The sequence below is a fragment of the Kribbella sp. HUAS MG21 genome (assembly GCF_040254265.1).
Taxonomy (GTDB): Bacteria; Actinomycetota; Actinomycetes; order Propionibacteriales; family Kribbellaceae; genus Kribbella.
Map to the genome: position 1 here is coordinate 2,314,862 of NZ_CP158165.1, position 25,622 is coordinate 2,340,483.

Below are 25,622 nucleotides of genomic sequence, written 5' to 3' on the forward strand. Positions count from 1 at the left end.
CGTGCGGACGGGCCTGCGAGACTGCGGGGGTGGAGTTCGACGCGGTGGTCTTGGCAGGGGGCGGGTCCACCCGGTTCGGCGGCGTGGACAAGGCGATGCTGGTGCTGGACGGGGTCTCGTTGCTGGACCGCGTCCTGATCGCGACGGCCGGAGCTGCGTCGACAGTGGTGGTCGGGCAACAACGTACGACGTACCGCGCGGTGAGCTGGACCCTCGAGGACCCGCCGTCGGGTGGACCGGTAGCGGGACTAGCGGCTGGCCTGCAGCACGGGACGGCACCGGTCGTCGTGGTGCTGAGCTGCGACCTGCCGTGGATCACCGAATCCGACGTCACCACGCTCGTAGAAGGGCTCGCCGACCACGACGGCTACGGCCTCCGCGACACGGACGGCCGCGAACAGCAGCTCGCGACGGCGTACCGCCGTACCGCACTCGCCGCGGCGATCGAGCAAGTCGGCGATCCACGCGACAAGTCGGTACGGCGTGCGCTCGCCGGCCTCGACCTCGCGTGGACCGAGCCGACCCGCGCCGGCGACGACGTAGACACCTGGTCGGATCTCGACGACAACTAAATCGCTGGACGCCACTCATAGGTTCGCCCCATGGACGTCGCACAGCTGGTCAAGGATGCCCTGGGAGTCGAGGTCGGCGAGACGACCGTGCGAACCGGCGGGCAACTGAGCACCGTCCACGAAGTCCAGACGGACGCGGACCCGGTGATCGTGAAGGTCTACGCACCGGAGTGGCGCTGGAAGCAGGCCAAGGAAGTCCATGTCTACGGCATGCTGGAGCCGGAGGTCGGCGGCTCGATCCCGCGCGTACTGCACGTCGGCGACGGCGTCACGATCCTCACCAAGCTCGACGGCGTTCCGTTGTCGGAGCTCGCACCGCCCGACTGGCGTACGACGTACACCCAGGTCGGCGAGCTGCTGCGCCGCGTGCACCAGATCCCGCAGCCGGAGTACGGCTATCTGACCGACCAGATCCTCGACCCGCTGCCGGACAACGACCAGTACATGCGACGGCAGTTCGCGAAGAAGCTGCACGAGTTCGAGCAACTCGGCGGCGACCTGACGCTGCACGCGAAGATCACCGGGTACGTCGACCGGCAGGCAAACCTGTTCGCGGACAACACGGCGCCGACGCTGTGCCACAACGACTTCCACGAGGGCAACATCCTCGTGGACCCGGTCACGTGGCAGGTCAACGGCTTCATCGACGTGGAGAACGCGATCGCCGCCGACCCGCTGGTCGACGTCGCGAAGACGATCGCCTACTCGGTCCGGGACAACGCCGAGAAGCTCGCGGGCCTCACGGCCGGCTACGGCCTGCTGCCCGCCGACCGGATCGCGCTCTACCGGCTCTACCACTCGCTCGAACTATGGGACTGGTTCGCTTCGATAGGCGAGACCACTCACCTCGCCGGCATCGCGCGAGACATGGCGGAGCTGGTCGAAAGCTGAGGGTAAGTTGGGCGGCATGCGAGCTGTCGTGTGTGACGGAGCAGGCGGAATCGACGTCCTCGGAATCGGCGAGATCCCGGACCCGGAGCCTGCGGTCGACGAGGTGGTCATCGACGTCGTCGCCGCCGGCGTGAACCGCGCCGACCTGCTGCAGCGGCAGGGCTTCTACCCGCCGCCGCCCGGCGCCCCCGGCACGATCGGGCTCGAGGTGTCCGGCCGGATCGCCGCGGTCGGCGCCGAGGTCGAGGGCTGGTCGGTCGGCGACGAGTGCTGCGCGCTGCTGGCCGGCGGCGGGTACGCCGAGAAGGTGGTCGTCCCCGCGCCGCAGGTGATGCCGGTCCCGGACGGCGTCGACCTGGTCAGCGCGGCCGCCCTGCCCGAGGTCGTCGCGACCGTCTGGTCCAACATCTTCATGACCGCGCACCTCAAGGCCGGCGAGACGCTGCTGGTGCACGGGGGCTCGTCGGGCATCGGCACGATGGCGATCCAGCTCGCCGTCGCGCACGGCGCGCGGGTGCTGACCACCGTCGGCAGCAAGGAGAAGATGGTGTTCTGCACCCGGCTCGGCGCGGACGTGGCGATCAACTACAAGGAAGCCCAGTGGGCGTCGGTCGTCCACGAGGCGACGAAGGGCGCCGGCGCCGACGTGATCCTCGACATCATGGGCGCGAAGTACCTCACCGACAACGTGAAGGCGCTCGCGTACGACGGGCGCCTGGTCGTGATCGGCATGCAGGGCGGCGCGAAGGGCGAGCTGGACCTCGGCCGGCTGCTCAGCAGGCGCGGTTCGGTGATCGCCACCGGTCTGCGGTTCCGGTCGGTGGCGGACAAGGGCCGGATCGTCGACGAGGTGGTCGGCCACGTCTGGCCGCTGATCGCGGAGAAGAAGGTCCGGCCGATCGTGCACTCGACCTTCCAGCTCACCGAGGTCGCCGCGGCCCACCGGACACTCGAGGAGTCGACCCAGCTCGGCAAAGTGCTCCTCACGCTCTGAGCCGGATCCCCAGCACTCACCAACCCACAACTCCGGGCGCCGCTCACGCTCAACCGGCGGTCGCACGCGGCGCCGGAGCGCGGTTGGTGAGTGCGGAAGATCCGCACCACTCGATCACGTCGCCGGCGCCAGGTTCGCCGCGACCCACTCCGGGTCGGGCTCGACCAGTTGGATGACGTCGATCCAGGTCCCGGCCGGGTCGCGGACGAAGAAGTGCCGCTGGCCGAACGGCTCGGTGACCGGCTCGCCCTCCAGTTCCACGCCGCCGGCCCGGAAGGCCGCGGCGATCGCGTCCGCGTCGTCGACCACGAAGCCGAAGACGTTGGTGCTCTCGGTCTGCGCGGACACCGCCGCCGGGATCGTCGGGTGCCCGCGCTCCATGATCGCGAGCTCCCAGTCCGCCGTGCCGCGCCGGACGGTGACGAACCAGCCGAGGTCGAGCCCGACCTGCAGGTCGAGGTACTGCGTGTAGAAGGCGGCGACCTCCGACGGCTTGTCGGTGACCACGGTCGCGCCGAAGGCTGCGGGTTGCATACGTTCTCCTGACTACTACAGCTGTTGTTGTTGTGTACGACAGTTGTAGTGCAACTCTGCTAGCCTGTCAACATGCCCCGGAATCCGGAACGCCGTACCCGACTGGCCGACGCGGGCCTCGCCGTGCTCGCGGAGGCCGGCGCCCGCGGACTCACCCATCGCGCCGTCGACGCCGCCGCCGGACTCCCGGCCGGTACGGCGTCCAACTACTTCAAGACCCGGGACGCGCTGCTCGGCGCGCTGGGCGAGCGGATCTTCGAGCGCCTCGCCCCGGACGAAGCCGTCCTCGAGCCGCTCGCCGCGCGTGAGCCCGGCCTCGACCTGATGACCGACTACGTGCACTACATCGTCGAGCGCCTGCTCGGCCGCCCCGAACTCACGCTCGCCCTGCTCGAGCTCCGCCTCGAAGCGGCCCGCCGCCCCGGCCTGCACGAGATCCTGTCGCGCACCCTCCGGCAGGGCTTCGACGCCGACGTCGCCTTCAACGCGAACGCCGGTCTGCCCGGCGGCGCCGAGGAGATCCGGCTGCTGCACTTCGCGATCGACGGGCTGGTCCTCGACCAGCTCACGCCCGGCACCGGCCGGCCGTACGACGTGCAGGCGATCACGGCCCGCTTGGTGCGTCGACTGACTCGCGAGGATTGACGGGCGCATACCCAGTATGCATACTCAGTATCCATGTCGATCAAGCATGGACTGCTGGCGCTGCTCCAGGACGGGGCGAAGTACGGCTATCAGCTCCGCGGTGAGTTCGAGGCCGCCACCGGAGCGACCTGGCCGCTGAACATCGGGCAGGTCTACACGACGCTGACGCGTCTCGAGCGCGACGGTCTGGTCCGCGCCGCGTCCGCCGACGCCGACGGGCGGTCGATGTACGAGATCACCGACGCCGGCCGCGGCGAGTTGGCGAAGTGGTTCGAGACGCCGGTGACCCGGGAGTCGCGGCCGCGCGACGAGCTGGCGATCAAGCTGGCGCTCGCCCTCGCCGTCCCGGGCGTGGACGTCAGCGCCGTGGTGCAGCGGCAGCGGATGTCGACGATGCAATCGCTGCAGGAACTGACCCGGCTGAAGCGGAACAGCGCCGACGGCGAGATCTCCTGGCAGCTGGTCATCGAGTCGATGATCTTCGGCGCCGAGGCGGAGATCCGCTGGCTCGACCACTGCGAGGCCATGCTGTTACGCCACCGCGGCACACCGCGGGCCGTGCCGCAGACGTACGACGTACCGGACGAGCAGGAGGCCCGCTCATGATCCTCGACATCCGCAATGTGACCAGGACTCACGGACAAGGCGAACAGGCCGTGCACGCCTTGCGGGGCGTGGACATGGCCGTCGCGGCGGGCGAGCTCGTCGCGGTCATGGGCCCGTCCGGCTCCGGCAAGTCGACACTGCTCACCTGCGCCGGCGGCCTCGACCAGCCGACCAGCGGCGAAGTACTTGTCGACGGCAACGACCTCACGACACTCAGCCGGAACGCCGTGGCCGCGCTCCGCCGCCGCCGGATCGGCTACGTCTTCCAGGACTTCAACCTGATCCCGGCGTTGACCGCGGCCGAGAACGTCGCGCTCCCGCTGGAGCTCGACGGCACCCGCAGCCGGTCCGCCCGCAAGTCCGCCGTCGCCGCCTTGGAAGAGGTCGGGATCGGCGAACTTGCGGACCGCTTCCCCGACGACATGTCCGGTGGCCAACGGCAACGAGTGGCGATCGCCCGCGCGATCGTCGGCGAACGCCGCCTGCTGCTGGCCGACGAGCCGACCGGCGCGCTCGACTCCGACACCGGCGAAGCCGTCCTCCGCTTGCTCCGCGACCGCTGCGACCAGCACGGCATCGGCGGCGTACTCGTCACACACGACGCCCGCCACGCCGCCTGGGCCGACCGCGTGGTCTATCTGCGTGACGGCGTCCTGGTGGGCCAGTCCGGTCCGCTGCCCGGAGCCGACGCGTTGCTCCAGGAGAGTCACTGATGGGCAAGTGGGGCCCGCCGCTGCGGATCGCCCGCCGTACGACGCGCCGGTCGCTCGGCCGCACGTTGCTGATCGCGGCGCTGATCGGCCTGCCCGTGCTGGCGGCGACATGGTTGGGCATCGTGCTGAAGAGTGCCAGCCCGAGCGGCGAGACGCTGGCGAACAACACGATCGGCCGCGCGGACGCCCGGCTGGACGTCACGCAGTACGGCAAGCTCCAGGTGCAACCCGGTCAGGACATGCTGTACGGCGAACCGCCGCCGGCTCCCGGCCATGACAAGGCGGTCCGGACGCCGTCGACGTTCGACCCGCTGACGCTACTTCCGCCGGGGAGCAAGGTGGCGCGGCAGTTCGTCGACTCCGGCACCACCGAGATCCGCGTCCCGGACTCGAAGACCTCGGTCACGCTGCTGACCGGCGACGGAGCGGATCCGCTGACGACCGGGACCGTGAAGCTCGACGAAGGCCGGCTGCCCGCGAAGCCCGACGAGGTCGCGATCTCGCCGTCGCTCGCCGAGGAGCTCGGCCGGACCGACACGATGGTGAGCGCGGACGGTACGAAGTACACCGTCGTCGGGATCGCGCGGATGCTGAGCGCCGCGAGCACCAAGGCCGTCTTCGCGACGCCGGACACGCGCCTGCACGAGGTCGACCCAACCCGGACGGTCCAGTACCTGGTGGATCTCCCGGACTCCGCGGACGCCGACGCGCTCGGCACCGCCTTGATCGACCAGGGCCTGTTTCTCTTGCCGCGGGCAACCATCGTCGATCCGCCGCCGGACACCTACGGCACGACCGCCGACGAGATCGGCCCGTACGCGGCGATGGCGCTCGTGATCGGCTTCGGCGTCCTGGAGATCGTGCTGCTGGCCGGTACGGCGTTCGCGGTCGGCGCGCGCCGCCAGACCCGTGAACTCGGGCTGGTGATGGCCGCCGGCGGTACGCCGGGCGACGTCCGGCGGATCGTCGTGACGCAAGGGCTGTTCGCCGGGCTGGTCGGGGTGCTCGGCGGACTCGCGATCGCGGGGATCGCGGTGTTCAGCGCGAAGCCGGTGTGGGAAGCGATGACGGACGCCGTCTTCACCGCGTGGCAGATCCCGTGGGGCACGATCGTCGCGATCGCCCTGCTAGGGGTGGGCGCGGGGCTCGCGGCGGCCGTCGTACCGGCGATCAGTGCCGGGCGGCAGGCGCCGATGGCAGCGCTGGCCGAGCGGTTCACCGTGACGGCCGGGGCGGCGCGCATCCGGGTCGCCGCGGTGGTGCTGCTCGGCGCCGGGCTGGCGTGTGTGTTCGGGGGCAGCACGATGATCGCCGCCGCGTTGAAGTCGGCACGGAGCACGCAGCTCGGGATGCAGGCGACCGCCACGCCCACCGGCCCGATCGCGCTCGTCCTGCTCGGGATCACCGCGACCATCGCGGCGCTGGTGTGGATGCTGCCCAGCCTGGTCGCGAAGCTCGCCGGGGTGGCCCGGGCGCTGCCGTTGAGCGGTCGGATGGCACTGCGGGACGCGTCCCGGCACCGGCATCGGACGGGACCCGCGACGGCCGCGATCATGATGGCCGTCGCCGGTACGGCCGCGGTCGCGTTCGCCGCGTCCAACTCGATCGCCGCCGACGCCGCGGACTACACGGCGGCCGGGCGCGAGGGCGACGCGGTGATGCGGTTCGCCGACGGAGTTCCCGGGGCGATCGCGCACACGCCGCAACTCGGCTCGCAGCTGGGCGAGCTGCTTCCGGTTCGGCAGCAGCACCAGCTCGGCTACGTACAGTTGCCGAACGCGAAGGCCAACCAGTACGGCTACACGCCGGTGCTGGCCGTCGCCACACCGCAGAACGGGATGGGCATGACCGGGATGCCCCTGCAGGCGGCCGATCCCGGCTTCGTCGAGCGCTTCGGCGAGTACGGCGCCCGGGTCGCGGCGGCGATGCGGGCCGGCAAGGTGGTGGTTCCGGACGTGAAGCTCGAACCCGGCCAGACTGTTGCCCTGCACAACGACGACGCCCAGGACTACCTGAAGAACCTCGACGCGGTGTCCTTCGGTCCGCCGCCGCGGATCCAGTTCTTCCGCGACACCGCGCTGATCAGCCCGGAGGCGGCCCGCGAGCTGGGCACGATCAAGGTCAACGAGGTCCACTTCGAGCTGACCAGGAGCCCGTCCGACGACGAGCTCGCCGCGGTCGCGCGGCTCCTCGGAGCGGACGACCAGCTCGTGGTCGAGAAGGGGTACCAGAGCCCGGCGCGGCTGTTCCTGCTCGGGATCCTGGCGGCGGCCACGATCGTCACGCTGCTCGGTGTCGCGATCTCGGTCTCGCTGTCCGCGGCCGAGGGCCGGGCCGATCTCGCGACCCTCGCCGCGATCGGAGCCCCGCCGCGCCGCCGGCGGTCGCTCGCGGCGGCGCAGGCCTGGGTCCTCGGACAGCTGGGTTGCCTGCTGGGCGTGGGGGTCGGCGCCCTGTACGGCTACACGGCGCACGCCGCGTTCGGGTCGCCGCGGTTCGCGGTTCCGTGGGCGGAGCTCGGCGGCATCGTGATCGTCGTACCGCTGTTCGCCGGGCTGCTCGCCTGGCTGCTCACGCGGTCGCGGCTACCGATGGTCAGCCGTATCGATTAGAGCCACCTCCGGATAGGCGACGGGGTACGGCGGTGTGCTCGTGAGGCGCCACCGGCCGCAGTCGCACCGCTGGTACACGAGGAGACCTTCGCTGACCTGGTGACTGGAGACCGCGGTCCAGCGGTGCCGGTGGGTGTCTGTCATGGATCCATCGTGATGTAATGGCATTATGCATCTCAACCCTTACGGTGCGGACGCGGTGCTGCTCGCGGTGAACCTGGTCACCCGGCCCGCGAGCACACCCGACGAGCTGGCCGAGCGCTGCGAGGAGAGCGGCGTCGAGAGCCGCCTGGTCCGCGACCGGCACGTGACCGCCGCGGACCTGGCGGCCGTCCGTACGGCGCTCGACGAGTGGTTGCAGGTCGTCGACGCGCAGGACGAGCAGGCCCGCGTCGACCTGGTGAACGCGATGCTGGCGAAGTACACCGAGCACCCGCGGCTCACCAACCACGCCGGCGACGGCTGGCACATGCACTACCGCCCCGACGACGTACCGGTCGGGCGGCTGGTCGCGACGCTGATCAGCACCGGTACGGCGTTGCACCTGGCCGGACGCGGGATCACCCGGCTCGGCCGCTGCGCCACCGACGGCTGCGACAACGTGTACGCCGACCTCTCACGCACCGGGCGGCAGCGGTACTGCAGTCCCGCCTGCGCCAACCGGGACGCCGTACGCCGGCATCGGGCGCGTGCTTCGTAGAACGCCCGTCGGGTACCGCGACATGACCCCCAACTAGGATGGGCAGATGACCGAGAGCAGCAGCGAGGGCCAGGGAGTTCCGATGGCCGGGGCGCGGACCGAGGACGGCAAAGTGCTGATCGTCGGACCGGACGGCATGGCCGTCGAGGGGCCGCCGCGCTCCGACAACGACCACGACGAGCAGGACGACGAACCGCGTTCGGTGACCGAGCTGGTCGAGCAGCCGGCCAAGGTGATGCGGGTCGCGAACATGATCCGGCAGCTGCTGGAAGAGGTGAAGTCGGCGCCGCTCGACGAGGCCTCCCGGGCGCGCCTGCGGTCGATCCACGAGGCGTCGATCAAGGAACTGGAGAGCGGCCTGGCGCCGGAGCTGGTCGAGGAGCTGGAGCGGCTGAGCCTGGACTTCACCGACGACAGCACGCCGACCGAGGCCGAACTGCGGATCGCGCAGGCCCAGCTGGTGGGCTGGCTGGAGGGCCTGTTCCACGGCATCCAGACGGCGCTGTTCGCGCAGCAGATGGCCGCGCGCCAGCAGCTCGAGCAGATGCGCCGCGCACTGCCGGGCGGCCAGCAGCTGCAGGCCGAGGAGCAGCCCGGCTTCCCCGGCGCCCCGCAGGCCGGCAACACCGACGGCCCGGGCAGCGGCGGGATGTATCTGTAAGGCCTTATTTCAAAGGCTGGAAGAACTCTTCGAGGACGGCGGCGACGCCGTCCTCGTCGTTTGTCCGGGCAGTTCTGTCCACCAGCGCGAGTACTTCGGGGTGCGCGTTCGCGACGCCGTACGACGTCCCGGCCCAGGCGAGCATCGGCAGGTCGTTGACCGAGTCGCCGAAGGCGATCGTCTCAGCAGCCGAGATCCCTTGCTCCGCGGCGAAATCGGCGAGCATCGCGGCCTTCGAGACGCCGCTCGCGGAGATCTCCACCAAACCGTGACCTCCGCTGTGGCTCGCCGTCACTCGTTGGCCCACCAACGGGTTCACGAGCGCCAGCAGTTCGTCGGACGGCAGGCTCGGGTGCCGGACGAGCAGCTTCGCGGCCGGCTCCTCGAGCAGCACCTCGACGGCGCCGACCAAGGTGTCGTCGGGTTTCGGCCAGCGGTTCAGGTAGACCGGTTCCTGTCCGTAGCGGTTCGGTCGCTCGATGGCGAACTGCACGTCGGGGATGCCGGTGCGGATCGCCAGCGCGACCTCGAGCGCGACGTCGGGTTCGATCAGCCGGGTGCGGATCGCCTTGCGGCGCAGGACGTCGTACAGAATGGCGCCGTTGGCAACGATCGCGACACCGTGGTCGCCGACCAGGTCCTCGAAGTCGTGCAGCCATCGAGGTGGCCGGGCGGTGACCATCACGAAAACACTTCCGGCACGCTGGGCCGCGAGCACCGCGGACCGCGTCCGTTCGGACACGGTTCCGTCACTGCGGACGAGGGTTCCGTCGAGATCGGTGGCAATCAGGCGAGGGTACTGCGGAGCCGTCACAGGGCCACCGTATCGCCGGACGAGCCGCTCGTGCATTACCCTTCCAGGCACCTCGGGCGCAAGCGGTCAGCTCTCGGATTGAGACCTTTTTGACTTATCTGATTGAGCTTTTGACAACGTCATCAGACCGTTACGGCAGGATGCTGCAAAGGCAGCAAGTTCCCCTGCGCCCACCGGTTTGCGCATGATTTCATGCGGGGGTCTGGCGGGGAACCGGGGGCTGTTCGGCCGCGTCGTATGCGTGTTCTGGATCAGCGCGACTGATGCCGCCCCATCTCCGGAAGCACACCTGAACGTCGAAGAACTGTTGTGGGATTGGCTGCAACCAAAACCGCGGCAGTGGCGTCAACACTTATGGATCGGTGCGTCCCGCGCCCGGGACGACACGGTGGGCCGGCAACAAAACCGCGGGTCCACCGGCTAGTGGAACCGTGCGGACGAACGTGTTCACCGTTCGTTCATTCGGGTCTTGATACTTGGGGAGCCTTGATGACCGTCAACAGCGCCAATCTAGCGGGGCCGGGGGGCAGAAGCTCTCGAGCGGCTGTCGACACATGTTCCATCACGGAGGGGGCCATGACCGGCTGCATCGCCCGTTCGGACATCTACCAGCACCGCTTGATGGAGGAGCCGCCGCCGGCGTCCGCAACCCGTCGTACCAGGGAGCGGTACGAGCAGCTCGTCCGCGAGGCCAAGGCGCTGTGCGCCTCGTGCCCGCTGTTCACCGACTGCCTGTACAGCGCGGTCGCCGAGCACGACGTCAGCGGTTTCGTCGCCGGAACCACTGCGGCACAACGGCGCTCGATCCGTAACCTGCTCGACGTCGAGGTGCAGGCGGACGACTTCGACCAGCTCGCCGGCGCGCGGGGGACCCGCCGCCCGGTCAGCCACGAGGAGGTCCTGCGGCTGCGCACCCAGTACCCGAACGACAGCCTGGAGTCCCTGGCCATGCGGCTCGGCTGCTCGCTGTCCACGGTGAAGCGGCACCTGCGCCGCGCCCGCCGCGGCCAGAGCCCGGCGGCCAAGACGCCGCGGCCGCGTCCCGAGGTCGGCGCCGTGCTGGACGCGTTCGACACGGTCGTCGAGCAGCACCAGCCGCGCCGCGCCGGCAGCACCCGCGTGGCCTGATCCGATACTCGGCCCGCCAGCGGACTATCGGAGTTCGAAGGCCCGGAATCCCCCGTCCTGAGGGGGATTCCGGGCCCTTCGTTTGCCTATGGCAACCGCAGTTGTCAAGCCCTTTCGGTTCCGGCCGAAACGGTCCTCAGAACCAGCGGTTCAGGATCGCGGCGACGCCGTCGTCCTGGACCGACTTGGTGACCTCGTCGGCGGCGGCCTTGACCTCCTCCGGCGAGGTGCCCATCGCGACGCCGAGACCGGCGTACGTCAGCATCTCGATGTCGTTGCGCCCGTCACCGATCGCCAGCAATCCGGCGGGATCGAGGCCGTGCTGGGCGAGCGCCACCTTCAGCCCGGTCGACTTGTCCACACCCTCGGGCGCGATGTCCAGCCAGGCGGTCCAGCCGACGAAGTAGCTGACCCCGTGCAGTCCGAGGCGTTCCGCCAGGTGGACGAAGTCGTCCTCGGACTGCTCCGGGTCCCGGATGATCAACCGGGTCACGGGTTGCGGAGCGAGCTCGTCGTCGCTGACCACGCGGATCTTCGCGTCCCGGCCGAGGTCGCCGTCCGGGAACGGCGCGGTGACCAGGTAGGTGCCGTCGGACTCCTCGACCGCCATCCGGGCGTTCGGCGCGTACCGGCGCACGGACTCGATCACCGTCGAGGGATCGAAGGTCCGCTCGTCGACCACGTCGCCGCCGGGGTAGCGGAGCGTGCGCGCACCGTTGCTACAGACAACGAACCCGCCGGACGGCAGGCCGAGCCGCCCGGCCACCGGCTTGGTGGTCGACCAGGCCCGGCCGGTGGCCAGGAACACCGGAACCCGCGCGGCGGTCCGCCGGACCGCGTCGAGGACCGCGTCGGACATCCCCTCGTCGTGGTCGATCAGCGTCCCATCGATGTCCAGGGCAACGGCCGTCGGCGGTCCCTGGAATGGTGGGTCCTCCCTCATTTGGCGACCGGTTCGAGGACCTCGCGACCACCGACGTACGGCTGCAGTGCCGTCGGGACCCGGACCGAGCCGTCGGCCAGCTGGTGCGTCTCGAGGATCGCGACGATCCAGCGAGTGGTGGCCAGCGTGCCGTTCAGCGTGGCGACCGGCTGCGTCTTCCCGTCGGCGTCCCGGTGCCGGATGTTCAGCCGGCGGGCCTGGAAGTCCGTGCAGTTCGACGTCGAGGTGAGCTCGCGGTACCGGCCCTGCGTCGGCACCCACCCCTCGCAGTCGAACTTCCGGTACGCCGAGACGCCGAGGTCGCCGGTGGCGGTGTCGATCACCCGGTAGCTGAGCTCCATCTTGTCGAGCATCTCCTTCTCCCAGGCCAGCAGCCGCAGGTGCTCGGCCGCGGCGTCCTCGAGCCTGCAGTAGGAGAACATCTCGACCTTGTCGAACTGGTGGACGCGGATGATCCCGCGGGTGTCCTTCCCGTGCGACCCGGCCTCCTTGCGGAAGCAGGACGACCACCCGGCGTACCGGATCGGGCCGTTGCTCAGGTCGAGGATCTCGTCCATGTGGTACCCGGCCAGCGCGACCTCCGACGTACCGGTCAGGTACAGCTCGGGGTCCTCGAGGCGGTACACGTCGTCGTGCGCGGACAGGTAGCCGGTGCCGCCCATCACCTCGGGCTTGACCAGCGTCGGCGTGATCATCGGCGTGAAGCCGGCCTCGACCGCCTGCTGGATCGCCAGCTGCAGCATGCCGAGCTGGAGCAGCATCCCGGCGCCCTTGAGGAAGTAGAACCGGGCGCCGGAGATCTTCGCGCCGCGCTCCATGTCGATCGCGCCGAGCAGCTCGCCGAGCTCCAGGTGGTCGCGCGGCTCGAAGCCCTCGGCCGCGAAGTCGCGCGGCTTGCCGACCTCCTCGACCACGACGTAGTCGTCCTCGCCGCCGACCGGGGCCTCGTCGGAGACCAGGTTCGGCAGGGCGCGGGAGAGCTCGTCGAAGCGCCGCTCGGCCTCGTTCGCGGTGGCCTCGTTGGCCTTCACCTCGGCGGCCAGCGCCTTGGTGCGCTCCAGCAGCGCGGCCCGCTCGTCGCCCTTGGCCTGGGCGACCTGCTTGCCGAGCGCCTTCTGCTCGGCCCGGAGCGCCTCGAAGGCGGAGATGGACGATCGACGCTCACTGTCGGCGACCAGGATCTGGTCGACCACATCCGTACTCTCACCGCGCTTGGTCAGGGCCGCGCGGACGGCATCGGGGTTCTCACGGAGCAGTTTCGCGTCAATCACACCCCGAGGGTATCGGGGCGTGTCAGGAGGGGCGAAGTCTATTCGGGATGATGTGGTGGGGTCACGTGATCACGGAGGGGGATCTGAGCGCGCGATGAACCACCACCCACCCACTCCGGTCGGCCGTGCGCTCACGGTCGTGCTGGGTGCGTTGCCGTTCATCGTGATCACGCTGCTGGTGTTCGGGCAGTGGCCGCCGCTCGACAGGTGGGACCGGTCGGTCGCCGCCCGTGCCGCGTCGTACGGCGCCGTCCGCGAGAACATGGTCGACTTCTGGCAGGTGGTCGGCGCGGTGACCCAGCCGTGGGTACTGCGCGGCGTGATGGTGGCCGTGGCCGTGTACCTCTGGCACCGGCGCGCGCGGCTGCTGACCGTCTGGCTGGTGGTGTCCGCCGGTGCCGAGCTCGGCCTGGTCCAGGCGGCGAAGCACATCTTCGACCGGCCGCGACCTGACCAGATGCTGGCGTCGGCGGACAGTTGGGCGTACGTCTCCGGTCACGCCACCGCGGCGTTCGTGATGGCAGGTGCGCTGGGCGTCGTGCTGCCGTCGGTGCGCGGCTGGCGGCGGCGGTTCCGGCTGTTGGTCGCGCTCCCCACGATCGCCGTGGTGTGGCTCACGTCGGTCGACCGGATCGCGCTGAACGTGCACTACCTGTCCGACGTGCTCGGAGGTTGGGCGCTCGGGTTGGCGATCCTCACCGCCACGTCGATCGGCTTCGGTCTGCGGCCCGGGCTGCGGCGGCGTCGGCGCCGTACGCCGTCCGCCGATGGCGACGGTACGACGGCTCCGCCGCGGGCCGCCGTCATCGTGAACCCGATCAAGGTCGGCGACGGTGTCGCGTTCCGGCGGAAGGTGACGCGCGCGCTCGCGGTCCGCGGGTACGACGAACCGCTCTGGCTGGAGACCCGCGTCGACGACGCCGGGAGCGCGATGGCCAAGCAGGCGGTCGAGTACGAGGCGGACCTGGTGCTGGTGGCGGGCGGCGACGGTACGGTCCGGGTGGTGTGCGCGGCGCTCGCACACACCGGGATCCCGGTCGGGGTGATCCCGGCCGGCACCGGGAATCTGCTGGCCCGCAACCTGCACATCCCGCTCGACCTCGACGACGCGCTGGAACGCGTCCTCGATGGCCGCGACCGGCGGATCGACCTGGTCCGGGTGCACGGCGACGAGCTGGACACGGACCGGTTCGCAGTGATGGCCGGGCTCGGGCTGGACGCCGCGATCATCTCGGACGCCCCGCCGCACCTGAAGAAGCAGATCGGCTGGACCGCGTACCTGGTGTCGGCAGCGAAGAACATCAACCACCCGTCGGTGCGGGTCCAGCTCACGATCGACGACGCCGAACCGATCGAGCGCCGGGTCCGCACGGTGGTGGTCGGCAACGTCGGCATGCTGCAGGCGAACATCCCACTCCTCCCCGACGCCCGCCCCGACGACGGCCTGCTGGACGTCGTGGTGATCGCCCCACGCCGGGTCACCCAGTGGCCGATCGTCGTCTGGCGCCTGATGACCCGCACCAACCGGACGGATATGTACCTGGAACGCTTCACCGGCCGCAAGGTAGACATCCAAGCCGCCGTAGACGTCCAACGCCAACTAGACGGCGACCCCATAGGCCCCGGCCGCTCCCTAACCGCCGAAATAGAACCGGGGGCCCTCACCGCCCGGGTCCCAAAACGCCGGTAGGACGCGGACCTGGCAGTCACACGTTGCCGGATCGCCGGGCTTGCCGCACCGGCTGCGGCCGCCGAGCCGGCTGCGGCCGCCGAGCCGGCGCGGTGCGAGCCGGCGCGGGGCCGGATTGCCTCACTGGCGCACTCCCCGCACACGCGCCCTCCCGCACTTCAGCGCGCCCGCCGTCCCGGCACTTCCGCTCTCCGCTTTTCCGCTCTCCCGCACTTCCGCACTCCCGCACTTCCGCACTTCCGCACGCCGCCCTCCCGCACTCCCGCACGCCGCCCTCCCGCACTCCCGCACGCCGCCCTCCCGCACTCCCGCACGCCGCCCTCCCGCACTTCCGCACGCGCGGGTAGTCGGGTTGCCCGGCGGACGGCAGACGGGCAGCCTCCGCGGGACTCAGGGCGATTTCGCGACATCCGCCTCACACTACGTGCGGCCATGCGAGGAGCATCGGCCCCGCGGTCGCGCGCGGCAGCACGCACGCGGGCAGGCGGCAGCACGCACGTGGGCGGGCGGCAGCACGCAGATTGCCGGCGGCAGCCGGCAGGTCCCGGCGTTAGCCGGAAGCAGATGTACCGGCGCTAAGCCGGGGGGTGGGTGGGAGCGCGCGGAGCGGACGCGGTGAGGAGCGGAGCGACGAATGGCGGCCGCGTAGCACGCGGGGTTATCAGCTCCCCGCGTCAGCCGGTGTCACTCGACCGTCGGGCCGGCTTCCTTGTGGGCGGTGTCGAGGGCCTCTTGCTCTTCGGGGGAGAGTTTGGACTCGCTGGTGAAGGACTTGATTTCCTTCGCGTACGTGCGGGCGTCGGCGCGGCTGTTGATGGACGTGAGGATCACGCCGTCGCCGTGGTTGTCGAGGATGGCGAGCGACCACGAGAGCTTGCCGCCGGTTTCGCCGAAGGCGTCGTACCGGACCACGGCGAGGTGCTGGAGGGTTTCCTTGAGCTCGCCGCGGGTGACCTCGAGTTCCTTGTCGAGGCGGCGGAGTTCCGACTTCACGGTGCCGGGTTTGGGTTCCGGCTGCGCGGGTTGCGGTTCCGGCTCGGGGGCGGTGGTGGGCGCGGGTCGGTCCGACGTCACTGTCCGGGCACGCAGGGCCTGGATCGCGAACACCAGGGCGAGCACCGCCACGAAAAGGGCGGCCACCCCGAAGGCACCGGCTAACGTCGAAGACACAGGACTAGAGCCTAAGGCATGCGATGTTATGCCTGAGTGTTCAAGCGATCGCACAGCGTGCGCGAGTCGGGACGGATGCGGCACCTCGGGCCGCGGCAACGTAGATTCGCGGCGTGAGACATTTGCCTGATCAGGGCCCACAACCCGGCGTTCACGACCTCGGGTACGCGCGGCTCGACACCGACCGGCTGGAACGTACCGGCGACGCCGAGGTCGTCTACGGTGCGGGCAAGACGCCATCTCAGGTCGTGGAACTGCTGCGGACCCTGCACGCCACGCATCCCGGTCACGCCGTACTGGCGACCCGGTTGACCGACGAGGCGCAGGACGCGGTCGCCACCGCGCTGCCGGAAGCTGTGATCGATCCGGTCGGGCGTACGGCGGTGCTCGGTGAGCCGCCGGCACTGCGTGGGACGGTCGCGGTCGTGGCCGCCGGTACGTCGGACGCCCCGGTGGCGGCTGAGGCAGCGACGACGGCACGGGTGTTCGGGGCCGGTGTGGACACGATCACGGATGTGGGTGTGGCGGGGCTGCACCGGATTCTCGGGGTGCGCGAGCGGCTGGCCGCGGCGGACTGCTTGATCGTGGTCGCGGGGATGGAGGGCGCACTGCCGAGCGTCGTCGGCGGGCTGGTCGGCGTGCCGTTGGTCGCCGTACCGACGTCGGTCGGGTACGGCGCTTCGTTCGGCGGGCTGGCGGCGCTGCTCGGGATGCTGAACTCGTGTGCGCCGGGGGTCACGGTGGTGAACATCGACAACGGGTTCGGGGCTGGGGTTTTCGCCGCCCGGGTGGCCCGGCAGTCAGTTCCTCGCAAAACCAAGGACGCCTGATGCGCACAGCCTGGATCGACTGCTCCGCCGGCGCCTCCGGGGACATGCTCCTCGGCGCCTTCATCTCGGCGGGCGCGGACCTCGACTACATCAACACGGCGGTAGCCGCCGTCGACCCGTCCCTCTCGGTCACAGTCACCCCCACAGCCCGCCACCAGATAGCCGCCACCAAGGCAACCGTCCAGGTCAACGGCACCCCCCACCCGGAGAACGTCCCCGCAGAGCAGGTGTTGGGCCACGACGGCGGGACCGGTCACGGGCACGAGGACGGCGGCGCCGGGCACGGGCATGCGCACGGGCATGGCCACGACGGTGGGGCCGGGCACGGGCACCACGCAGGCGCCGAGCAGGCGGCCGGGGCAGACGGCGGTGCGGGGCACGGACATGGGCACGGCGGTGAGGCCGGACATGGGCATGGGCATGGGCCTACTCGGGCTTGGGCTGAGGTTCGGCGGTTGCTTGAGGAGGCGCCTCTCGACGATGTGGTTCGGGAGCGGGCGTTGGATACGTTCGGGCGGTTGGCTCGGGCTGAGGGGGCGGCTCATGGGGTGGAGCCGGACACCGTGCATTTTCATGAGGTCGGGGCGTTGGATGCGATCGCTGACATCGTGGGAGTCGCGGCGGCGTCCGTCTCACTCGGGCTCGACAGGGTCGTGGTCTCGACGATCGCGCTCGGTGGCGGTGGGCAGGTGCGCGGGCAGCACGGCGGCATCCCGATTCCGGGGCCGGCGGTGCTGCACCTGGTGACCGAGGCCGCGGCACCGGTGACCGGCGGCGCGGCGCCGTACGAGATGACGACGCCGACCGGTGCCGCCCTGCTCACGATGCTGGCGGACGAGTTCGGCCCGCTGCCCCCGATGCGGATCGAGCAGACCGGCGTCGGCGCGGGCGGCCGGGACCCTGTCGAGGTCCCCAACGTCCTCCGGGTCGTCATCGGTGAGTCGACCGCTACGTCCGCCACCGAACTCGTCTACGAGACCAACGTCGACGACCTCGACCCGCGGATCTGGCCGCAGGTCCTCGCCCGGCTGATGGAGGCCGGGGCCGCGGACGCCTGGCTGACCCCGATCCTGATGAAGAAGGGCCGCCCGGCGCACACCCTGTCGGTCCTGGTCGGCAGCGCCAAGGCGGAACAGGTCCGCGCGGTGATCCTCGCCGAGACCTCCGCGATCGGACTCCGCGAGTTCGCGATCCGCAAGCACGCCGCCGACCGCGAGTTCTCCACGGTCGAGGTCGACGGCCAGTCCATCCACGTCAAGATCGCGCGGTACGGCGGCCAGGTGGTCAACGTCCAACCCGAGTACGACGACGTCGCCGCCGCCGCGACCGCCCTCAACAGGCCCGTGAAGACGGTCCTGGCCAAAGCGATCGCCGCCGGCCACGACCTCTGGAGCTAGGAGACGCCCTCCGCGGCCTGCTGCGGCACGGGCTTGGGCTTGCGCCGCGGCCAGTCGTACGGCCACCACTGGGCGCCGTTGCGGCGCGCCCAGACGATCAGGCCGATCAGGACCGCGAGCTCGATCGCGGGGCAGATCGTGTCCCGCAACCGGGCGCTGAAGAACTCCAGCGAGTCCGACAGGCTGGCCGCGACCTGCCGCGCGTTCGGGTCGCGGCCGGGGACGTACGCGATCGCGAGCATCGTCGTCCGGACGACCATCAGGCCGTCCACCTTCGACGCGGCGACCGCGGCGAGGGCCGCCCAGGCGATCACGTCGTACCAGGGCAGCGAGTACATCGCGGTGAGCAGCCACGCGATCGCGTAGATCGCCGTGTACCGGATCGCGGCCGGTGTCGGGTCGTCGGGATGCGTCTGCGGCACCAGCGACTTCGGGAACACCTGCGTGAGCAGGATCGCGACCACGATCAGCCCGACCCAGGCGAGGATCGCGAGCACGGTCCGCACCAGACCGTTCGGCAGGAACAGCGTGAAGAAGCTCAGCAGCACCTTGTGCGGCGTCCCGGTGGAGATGAACGACGTCTGCGACCGCGCCTGCTGGAACGCCTGCAGCCCGACGATCGCGTACAACCCGCCCATCGCGAGCGCACCGCCGCCGCAGAAGTACAGGCACTTCCGCCGGTCGGCGCGCAGTGCCCACAGCATCGCCACGCCGACCAGGCCGATCGACAATTTCGTACAGCCCGCGACGCCGATCATCAAACCGGCCAGGAACACGTGCCTCCGGAACAGCACCAGCGCGACCACCGCGAACATCACCGCGATCGCGTCGTTGTGCGCGCCGGCGAGCACCGCCCACAGCAGCAGCGGGTTCGCGAGGCTGAGCATGATCACCCGGCGCCGCGCGGGCAGGTCCTTGCCGACCAGCTTCATCAGCAGCAGCCCGGTGACCACCAGGCTGATCGCGACCGACAGCTGCAGCATCCACACCGTCAGCTGGGCGGAGTCGCCGCCGATCAGCGACGACAGCCACTGGATCCAGGTCGCGATCGGCCCGTACACGCTGCGCGCGCCCTGCCACGGCCGCTCGGTCGCCGTGATCACCGGGTCGTACCCGAGCCGGATCGTGTCCGCCGGCGACGCCGTGTACGGATCGCCGCCGAGCGCCATGATCCGCCCGTACGCCGCGTAGATCAGCACGTCACCGGACGCCATCGGCGGCACCAGCGTGACGGCCGCCGTCGTACCGATGCCCAAGGCAACCAACCGGTCGATCCGCGGCGCCCAGCCGTGTTTCAGCGCCTTGGTGGCGAGGTAGACGCCGTACCCGCCGAGCAGGATCGCGACGTAGATCAGCACCGACACGAGCCAGTCGTTCGGCGTGGTGTCGAACCAGTACGACGGGAGCCAGGCGTGCCGGTTGGTCAGTGTCAGCACCACCACCGACGGCCCGAGCAGACCGACCGCGACGATCAGCGCCGTACACGCGAGATAGAGCGCGACAGCCCTGCGCCCGTACTTCTGGCCGAGCTGGAGATCCGGCTGGACGTCAGTGCTCATTGAGCGGACTTCCGCGGGAACAGGCTGCGCAGGGACGGTCCACCACCGTCCGCGGGCAGCGCGCTGCGGGCGACGAGCGCCCGCCGGACGTGCAGGTACTGCTTCGCGCGGTGCAGCTGCCCGCGCAGGTCCGTGCCGGTCGCGCGGTGCCGGACGTCGATCGGCACCTCGAGGATCCGGAAGCCCTTCCGGCCGAGGTCGATGGTCAACGCCGTCTCGACTCCGAACCCGGACGCCAGCGGTACGGCGGAGTCGAACGCGGCCCGGGTCAGGCACCGCTGCCCGGACAGCGGCTGCTCCGGCGCCCAGCCGGTCGCCTCCTGGATCCCCGCGCGCGCCAGCCGCACGACGAACCCGTGACCGCCCGCCTTCGACCCGTCGGCCCGCACCTGTGCCGGCAGCGTCCCGATGGTCATGTCCGCGCGGCCGGTCTGCACCGGCTCGATCAGCGGACCGGCCCCGCTCGCGGTGTCGGTCAGGTCGGCGTCCAGGAACAGCAGGTGCCGCGCGCGGGCGCCGTCGCGCTCCGCGACCGCGGCCGCACCGGTCTCCATCGCCGCGGCCTTCCCGCGGTTGCGCTCGTGCCGTACGACGACCGCACCGGCCCGCTCGGCCGCTTCCGGCGTACCGTCCGTGGACCCGTCGTCGACGACCACGACCAGGTCGACGCCGATGATCTTGTGCACCGCGTCGACCGTCGCCGCGATCCGGTCGGCCTCGTCCTTCGCCGGGATCACGCAGGCGACGGCACGCTCGAAAGGTTCGGAGGACTGATCAAGACCGGACACAGCACCGCAGCCTAGTTCCTCCGCAGCCGATCGACCTCGTCGGAGCCGACCTCTGTGGATATCTCGTTCTTTCGTACGACGGGTCGGCCAGGCGCCGGCGGATATCGGCCAGGTGGCAGATGTTCCGCCGCCGCCCGGCCAGCAGGATCTGTGGTGTCAGGGAAACACCGAACGGAAGAGGTACCCACCATGACCCGCACAGTGACCGCCAACATCTCGCTCTCGCTCGACGGACGCGTGAACGGGGCCGGCGGCGACCACGACATGAGCTGGATCGTGCCGCACGCGATCACCGAGGGCGCCCGCGACCACATGCTCCGGGTGACCCAGCCGGCCACGACGGTGCTGCTGGGCCGGAAGAACTACCAGGGCTTCGGCGGCTTCTGGCCGGCGGTGGCCGAGGACGAGAACGCCGCGCCGCAGGACCGGGCGTTCTCACGCTGGCTGAACGAGACCGAGAAGGTGGTCTTCTCGACCACGTTGACCGAGGCGCCGTGGCAGAACTCCCGGATCGCCGACGGCGACCCGGCGGACGTCGTCAAGCGGCTCCGCGAGCAGGACGGCGGCGACATCATCGTGCTGGCGAGTTCGAGCGTCATCCGCGCGCTGCTGGCCGCCGACGAGGTCGACCGGCTGAGCATCACCCTCGACCCCGAACTGGTCGGCGGCGGGGCCCGGCTGTTCGAGGACGGGCTGCCGGCCACGTCCTGGAAGCTGACCAGCTCGACGCCGACCGAGTCCGGCGCAGTCTGCCTGCTCTACGACCGGGTCCGCGACTGACCGATTGGCCATCCGCTCAAAATTGTCGGACAATCAGACAGATTCGATGACAGGCCGACCGGCTGCCGTAGCGTGGTGGGCACGACCACTCCGAAGGGGCGAACGGATGACCGAGACGGGCGGAGTCAAGGCGTACGGCGTCGACAGCGAGGTCGGCCCGCTGCGAACGGTGATGCTGCACCGGCCGGGCAACGAGCTCCGCCGGCTCACACCCCGCAACAACGACAAGCTGCTGTTCGACGGCATCCCCTGGGTCGGTCGCGCCCAGGACGAGCACGACGCGTTCGCCCAGGCCCTGCGGGATCGCGATGTCGAGGTGCTGTACCTCGGCGAGCTGCTGACCGAGTCGCTCAACGACCCCGCGGCCCGGGCGCAGGCGGTGGCGGGCGCCACCGAGGACCTGCGACTGGGCGACACCCTGCGCGACCACCTGCGGACGTCGCTCGGCGAGCTGGATCCGGCCGCCCTCGCGGAGGCGCTGATGGCCGGCGTCCGGAACGACGAAGTACGGGCCGGCGGGCTGGTGACGTCGCTGCTCGCGCACGAGGACTTCCTGATCGACCCGCTGCCCAACCTGCTGTTCACCCGCGACTCCAGCGTCTGGATCCGGGACTCGGTCGCGGTCACCTCGCTGGCGATGCCGGCCCGGGTTCGCGAGACGCAGCTGACCGAGCTGATCTACACGTACCACCCGCGGTTCGCCGGCGCCGGCAAGGTGTACGACCACCAGTTGGAGCACGTCGAGGGCGGGGACGTACTCGCGCTGGGTCCCGGCGTCCTCGCGGTCGGGGTCGGGGAGCGGACCACGCCGGCGGGGGTGGAGCGGCTGGCCCGGCGGGTGTTCGCGAAGGGGCTCGCGCACACGGTTCTCGCCGTACCGATCGCGCAGCAGCGGGCGACCATGCACCTCGACACCGTGTGCACGATGGTCGACACCGACGCCGTGCTGATGTACCCGAACATGGCGGAGGAGATGCGGGCGCTGGCGGTCACCACCGACGGGGACCGGCTGCACGTCGCGGAGCCCGAGCCGTTCCTGGTGGCGGCGGCGAAGGCGCTCGGCATCGACACGCTCCGCCGGATCGACACCGGCCTGGACCCGGTGACCGCCGAGCGGGAGCAGTGGGACGACGGGAACAACACGCTCGCACTGGCTCCACGCGTGTGCATCGCCTACGAGCGCACCGTCGAGACGAACGCGCGGCTCGAGGAGTCCGGGATCGAGGTCATCCGGATCTCCGGCTCCGAACTCGGCTCCGGACGCGGCGGCCCGCGCTGCATGTCCTGCCCGGTCCTTCGGGCCCCGGTGACAACGTAAGTAAGGTCAGCGACACGCGGAGTGAAATCGGGGGTTGTGCAGGGCGTCCGGTCTGAGTACTCTTCATGCCTAGGCCCAGGCCCTGTTGCTCCCCCGTCAGCAGGACTTGGGCCGTCCACGTTGCTGGGCCGTTTTGAACGTTCATGGCCTAGACCACTCTGAGACATCGAACGCCCACCCAGGCCGGGTGGGCGTTCGTCGTACTGCGGTTCAGCGGATGGTGAGCTGGCGGCTCGCGAGGCCGGCGCGGGCGGCGCGCTCCTCGGTCGTCAGCGGCGCCTCGGTCGCCAGCGCCTTCTCGAGCGCGGTGGCGAAGTCGGCGGCCGGCTTCTCGACGTCGGCGGCCTGCGTGCCGGCGGGCAGCTCCCAGACCGGCGCGAGCACCCCGAGGGCGCGGAACGAGCCGATCAGGCGGCTGCCGTCGACCAGCGCGGACGCACCCGCGGCGTGCAGCCGGGCGAGCGCGTCGAGCAGCCTGTCCTCGGTGTGCGGCAGCACCCAGCGCAGGTAGATGCGGTCGCCGATCTGGGTCCAATACGCCGCCTCGACCGACTCGAGCCGGACGGTCGGCGAGGCCGCCGCGTTCGCGCGCTCCAGGCCCGCGGCGACCTCACCGGTCGGGTCCTCGACGTTCTCGCCGACCCAGTAGTCGAAGCCCTCGTGGACCTTCACCTCGAGCGGCTTGGAGGTGTCGATCAGGTCCTGCAGGCGCGGACCGTCCTTCATCAGGTCGCCGAGCTGGATCGGGTTCCCCGGCTCGGTGCGCAGCGCGGCGGTGATCGCGTGCCCGAGGTCGCGGCTCGGGTCGCCGGACGACGCGTGCGTCTGCATGCCGATCCAGATCGACTCGTCGTCGCGGACCAGGCCCGGCATCGCCATCGGCAGCAGGGTGACCAGGTTGACCTTCCTGCCGGCGTTCTCGCCGGTGAGCTCGACCTCGACGGTCCCGGACGGCACGATCTCGCGGAACGCGATCAGGTCACACTCGGCCGGCAGCCCCTCGAACGGCCGGACCACGAAGGTGTCCACCGCCTGCGCCCGCTCCTTGCCGTGGCACTGCTTGAACCGCTTGCCCGAGCCGCACGGGCAGGGTTCGCGCGGCCCGACGTCCACCAGGTCGGCGGGGTCGAGCGTGACGGTCGGAGTCGAGTTCTTCGCGCGCTGCCGCGACTTCTTTCCCATAACCCCGCAGTCTTGCAGCCGAGCGGCCGCAAGAGCCAACTAGGACGGAATGACCGCGTGCACCGTGCGGTGGTTGGCGGCGGTGCGGACGTCCCAGCCGGAGGTGAGGACGTCGACGATCGCCAGGCCGCGGCCGCCGATCGACTCGGGGTGCGGGTCGCTGATCCGCCGCGGCTCGGTGTCGCCGCGGCCGTCGGTGACCTCGACGTGGATCCCGGCCTTGTCGATCCACCAGGCCGCGCGGACCTCGCCGGCGGGCAGCGGCGGCGCGTACCGGATCGCGTTCGAGAGCAGCTCGGAGAGCACGAGCTGGGCGTCGTCACAGGCTGCTCGGGCGACCCGGTAGCGCTCGAGATAGGAAGCCAGACGGCGGCGGGCGTCCGCCACCGCTGACACTTCGTGCGGCAGTACGACGTCCACGACGCTCACGTCGGCGGGCAGGGTCGCAGAGGACAAGCAGGGTCTCCTCGATGATCGGATCAGCCACAGGGACTGCCACAGGAACTTCTGCCCACGAACCCGGCCCGGAAAACACCCGCAGGTATTCCGTTACACAGCCTCCGCGAAGATCACGCCTAAACCCCCGGAAACCGTGACGAAATCGACGGAAATGAACGTTGCAATAACCGCGCGCATTCACCCGGCTACGTATCCATACCGCGTGACACAACCCACACAATTCCGTCCCGGCGTGTCACAAACCTGCAGGTCATGGGGCCTCCCGGCCTGGACTGAGGAGCGGAGGGAGCGAAGCGACCGGAGCGACGAGGGAAGGCCGGGAGTCACAGCCCCATGACCCGCCGCGCCGGAGGCGCGGCATTTGCACTGTCAGGTACGACGTCCTACACCTTCTGCGGGCTCTGCGAGAACTCGAAGCGCCATGTCCGGGCGGTCGCTGATCACCGCGTCGACGCCGAGGTCGCGGCAGTGCCGGATGTCGTTCTCCGCGTTCACGGTCCAGACGTGCACCTGGTGCCCGTGCTTGTGCGCGCGGTCGACGTACTCCGGGTGCGCGGTGACGATCTCCAGGCTCGGTCCGGCGTACGAAACACCGGTCGGCAGCGAACCGTCCCGGAAGCGCAGCGGGACGCGGTCCATCAGCAGGACCGTGCGCAGGCCCGGGGCCGCGGTCCGCAGCCGGCGCAGCGACAGCCAGGAGAAGCTCATCACCCGGACCGGCGACTCCGTTCCGAGCCGCGGATGCGCCCAGCCGAACCGCTCCAGGGCCTCGACCAGCCGGCGCTCGACCAGTCCGGCGTACCGGGTCGGGTGCTTGGTCTCGATCGCGAGCTCGACCGGGCGGCCGGCGTCCCGGACGGTCGCGAGCAGCGTCTCGAGCGTGAGCACCTTGCGGACGTCGACAGTCGGCAGCGCGGCCTCTTCGTCCAGGTCGGCCCAGGGGTTCTTCCACGATCCCCAGTCGTAGCTCTCGAGCTCTTCGAGGCTCATCGTGGACAGCACGCCGCGGCCGTTCGAGGTACGGTCGATCCGGCGGTCGTGGACGCAGACCAGATGCCCGTCCGCGGTCAGCCGCACGTCGCATTCGAGCCCGTCGGCGCCGATGTCGATCGCCTGCCGGTACGCCGCCACCGTGTGTTCGGGATTCACGTCGCTGGCACCGCGGTGCGCGACCACCCGTGGGAGTTTCCCCATGAACGAAACTCTTTCACACGGCAGGTGATGATTGTCGGCATGGACATGCGGGCGATCGTGCTGGACGGGCCGGTGGAGCCGGAGGAGCTGCGGGTACGGCGGATCGCGGTGCCCGCGAGTTCGCCCCGGGCCAGCGGGTCGTCGCGATGATGTCGTACCGGCGTCGTCGGT

Annotated in this window: 25 protein-coding genes; 15 read left to right on the forward strand and 10 right to left on the reverse strand. The window is 70.5% G+C overall.

Features of this window, described 5'->3' with window-relative positions; all coding sequences use genetic code 11:
• Window positions 1-29 precede the first annotated feature (29 nt).
• Genes ABN611_RS11185 through ABN611_RS11195 form a run of 3 tightly spaced genes read left to right on the forward strand, consistent with a single transcriptional unit; the run spans window position 30 to window position 2,457 of the window.
• The gene (locus tag ABN611_RS11185; protein WP_350279757.1) at window positions 30-572 is read left to right on the forward strand and encodes an NTP transferase domain-containing protein; all 543 of its coding nucleotides are present in this window, start codon (window positions 30-32) and stop codon (window positions 570-572) included.
• Between the two features lie 30 nt (window positions 573-602).
• Window positions 603-1,463: an aminoglycoside phosphotransferase family protein gene (locus ABN611_RS11190; protein WP_350279758.1), complete on the forward strand. Its 861-nt coding sequence runs from the start codon at window positions 603-605 to the stop codon at window positions 1,461-1,463.
• Window positions 1,464-1,479: 16 nt separating this feature from the next.
• The gene (locus ABN611_RS11195) at window positions 1,480-2,457 is read left to right on the forward strand and encodes an NAD(P)H-quinone oxidoreductase (protein ID WP_350279759.1); all 978 of its coding nucleotides are present in this window, start codon (window positions 1,480-1,482) and stop codon (window positions 2,455-2,457) included.
• Window positions 2,458-2,571: 114 nt separating this feature from the next.
• Here ABN611_RS11195 and ABN611_RS11200 read toward each other — a convergent pair whose 3' ends face one another.
• On the reverse strand, window positions 2,572-2,991 hold the full coding sequence (locus ABN611_RS11200; protein WP_350279760.1) for a VOC family protein: 420 nt from the start codon (window positions 2,989-2,991) through the stop codon (window positions 2,572-2,574).
• A gap of 72 nt (window positions 2,992-3,063) precedes the next feature.
• Between ABN611_RS11200 and ABN611_RS11205 the strand changes: the two genes are divergently transcribed.
• The 6 genes from ABN611_RS11205 (at window position 3,064) to ABN611_RS11230 (ending at window position 8,928) form a co-directional block, all read left to right on the forward strand.
• The gene (locus ABN611_RS11205) at window positions 3,064-3,636 is read left to right on the forward strand and encodes a TetR family transcriptional regulator (RefSeq protein ID WP_350279761.1); all 573 of its coding nucleotides are present in this window, start codon (window positions 3,064-3,066) and stop codon (window positions 3,634-3,636) included.
• A gap of 33 nt (window positions 3,637-3,669) precedes the next feature.
• Entirely contained in the window at window positions 3,670-4,242 is a 573-nt protein-coding gene (locus ABN611_RS11210; protein ID WP_350279762.1) for a helix-turn-helix transcriptional regulator, read from the forward strand.
• The gene (locus ABN611_RS11215) at window positions 4,239-4,955 is read left to right on the forward strand and encodes an ABC transporter ATP-binding protein (protein ID WP_350279763.1); all 717 of its coding nucleotides are present in this window, start codon (window positions 4,239-4,241) and stop codon (window positions 4,953-4,955) included. The genes ABN611_RS11210 and ABN611_RS11215 overlap by 4 nt, the downstream gene beginning before the upstream one ends.
• Entirely contained in the window at window positions 4,955-7,567 is a 2,613-nt protein-coding gene (locus ABN611_RS11220; RefSeq protein ID WP_350279764.1) for an FtsX-like permease family protein, read from the forward strand. Before ABN611_RS11215 ends, ABN611_RS11220 begins: the two co-directional genes overlap by 1 nt.
• Window positions 7,568-7,736: 169 nt before the next feature.
• The gene (locus tag ABN611_RS11225; RefSeq protein WP_350279765.1) at window positions 7,737-8,267 is read left to right on the forward strand and encodes a CGNR zinc finger domain-containing protein; all 531 of its coding nucleotides are present in this window, start codon (window positions 7,737-7,739) and stop codon (window positions 8,265-8,267) included.
• 46 nt (window positions 8,268-8,313) lie between these two features.
• Window positions 8,314-8,928 (forward strand): bacterial proteasome activator family protein, encoded by a 615-nt coding sequence (locus ABN611_RS11230; protein WP_350279766.1) that lies wholly within the window; start codon window positions 8,314-8,316, stop codon window positions 8,926-8,928.
• 4 nt (window positions 8,929-8,932) lie between these two features.
• Here ABN611_RS11230 and ABN611_RS11235 read toward each other — a convergent pair whose 3' ends face one another.
• A complete protein-coding gene (locus tag ABN611_RS11235) occupies window positions 8,933-9,742 on the reverse strand; it encodes an HAD hydrolase family protein (RefSeq protein ID WP_350279767.1) in 810 nt (269 codons plus the stop codon).
• A gap of 576 nt (window positions 9,743-10,318) precedes the next feature.
• On the opposite strand from ABN611_RS11235, the gene ABN611_RS11240 reads away from it, so the two are divergent.
• Window positions 10,319-10,870 carry a WhiB family transcriptional regulator gene (locus ABN611_RS11240; RefSeq protein ID WP_350279768.1) on the forward strand — a complete coding sequence of 184 codons (552 nt, stop codon included), beginning with the start codon at window positions 10,319-10,321 and terminating at the stop codon, window positions 10,868-10,870.
• Window positions 10,871-11,006: 136 nt separating this feature from the next.
• On the opposite strand, the gene ABN611_RS11245 is transcribed toward ABN611_RS11240, so the two are convergent.
• Entirely contained in the window at window positions 11,007-11,813 is an 807-nt protein-coding gene (locus ABN611_RS11245) for an HAD family hydrolase (RefSeq protein ID WP_350279769.1), read from the reverse strand.
• The gene (gene serS, locus ABN611_RS11250; RefSeq protein ID WP_350279770.1) at window positions 11,810-13,084 is read right to left on the reverse strand and encodes a serine--tRNA ligase; all 1,275 of its coding nucleotides are present in this window, start codon (window positions 13,082-13,084) and stop codon (window positions 11,810-11,812) included. Before serS ends, ABN611_RS11245 begins: the two co-directional genes overlap by 4 nt.
• A gap of 94 nt (window positions 13,085-13,178) precedes the next feature.
• Between serS and ABN611_RS11255 the strand changes: the two genes are divergently transcribed.
• Window positions 13,179-14,774: a diacylglycerol kinase family protein gene (locus ABN611_RS11255; protein WP_350279771.1), complete on the forward strand. Its 1,596-nt coding sequence runs from the start codon at window positions 13,179-13,181 to the stop codon at window positions 14,772-14,774.
• Window positions 14,775-15,458: 684 nt separating this feature from the next.
• Here the strand turns inward: ABN611_RS11255 and ABN611_RS11260 are convergent.
• Complete coding sequence (locus ABN611_RS11260) at window positions 15,459-15,944, reverse strand: DUF4446 family protein (RefSeq protein ID WP_350279772.1); 486 nt, start codon at window positions 15,942-15,944, stop codon at window positions 15,459-15,461.
• 113 nt (window positions 15,945-16,057) lie between these two features.
• Between ABN611_RS11260 and larB the strand changes: the two genes are divergently transcribed.
• Together larB and larC are read left to right on the forward strand one after the other, a co-directional pair.
• Complete coding sequence (gene larB, locus ABN611_RS11265; protein WP_350279773.1) at window positions 16,058-16,774, forward strand: nickel pincer cofactor biosynthesis protein LarB; 717 nt, start codon at window positions 16,058-16,060, stop codon at window positions 16,772-16,774.
• On the forward strand, window positions 16,774-18,171 hold the full coding sequence (gene larC, locus ABN611_RS11270) for a nickel pincer cofactor biosynthesis protein LarC (protein ID WP_350279774.1): 1,398 nt from the start codon (window positions 16,774-16,776) through the stop codon (window positions 18,169-18,171). Before larB ends, larC begins: the two co-directional genes overlap by 1 nt.
• Here the strand turns inward: larC and mptB are convergent.
• Entirely contained in the window at window positions 18,168-19,730 is a 1,563-nt protein-coding gene (mptB, locus tag ABN611_RS11275; protein WP_350279775.1) for a polyprenol phosphomannose-dependent alpha 1,6 mannosyltransferase MptB, read from the reverse strand. The genes larC and mptB overlap by 4 nt on opposite strands.
• Window positions 19,727-20,518, reverse strand: coding sequence for a glycosyltransferase (locus ABN611_RS11280; protein ID WP_350279776.1), 792 nt, complete (start codon window positions 20,516-20,518; stop codon window positions 19,727-19,729). The genes mptB and ABN611_RS11280 overlap by 4 nt, the downstream gene beginning before the upstream one ends.
• A gap of 189 nt (window positions 20,519-20,707) precedes the next feature.
• Here ABN611_RS11280 and ABN611_RS11285 point away from each other — a divergent pair, with 189 nt between their 5' ends.
• Both ABN611_RS11285 and ABN611_RS11290 read left to right on the forward strand, forming a co-directional pair.
• Window positions 20,708-21,298, forward strand: coding sequence for a dihydrofolate reductase family protein (locus ABN611_RS11285; RefSeq protein ID WP_350279777.1), 591 nt, complete (start codon window positions 20,708-20,710; stop codon window positions 21,296-21,298).
• Window positions 21,299-21,404: 106 nt separating this feature from the next.
• Window positions 21,405-22,616 (forward strand): arginine deiminase, encoded by a 1,212-nt coding sequence (locus tag ABN611_RS11290; protein ID WP_350279778.1) that lies wholly within the window; start codon window positions 21,405-21,407, stop codon window positions 22,614-22,616.
• A gap of 210 nt (window positions 22,617-22,826) precedes the next feature.
• Here ABN611_RS11290 and ABN611_RS11295 read toward each other — a convergent pair whose 3' ends face one another.
• From ABN611_RS11295 to ABN611_RS11305, 3 genes are all read right to left on the reverse strand, one after another.
• On the reverse strand, window positions 22,827-23,798 hold the full coding sequence (locus ABN611_RS11295; protein ID WP_350279779.1) for a DUF5926 family protein: 972 nt from the start codon (window positions 23,796-23,798) through the stop codon (window positions 22,827-22,829).
• A 39-nt stretch (window positions 23,799-23,837) separates the two neighbouring features.
• Entirely contained in the window at window positions 23,838-24,254 is a 417-nt protein-coding gene (locus ABN611_RS11300; RefSeq protein ID WP_350279780.1) for an ATP-binding protein, read from the reverse strand.
• Window positions 24,255-24,626: 372 nt separating this feature from the next.
• Window positions 24,627-25,451 (reverse strand): glycerophosphodiester phosphodiesterase family protein, encoded by an 825-nt coding sequence (locus tag ABN611_RS11305; protein ID WP_350279781.1) that lies wholly within the window; start codon window positions 25,449-25,451, stop codon window positions 24,627-24,629.
• Window positions 25,452-25,622 lie beyond the last annotated feature (171 nt).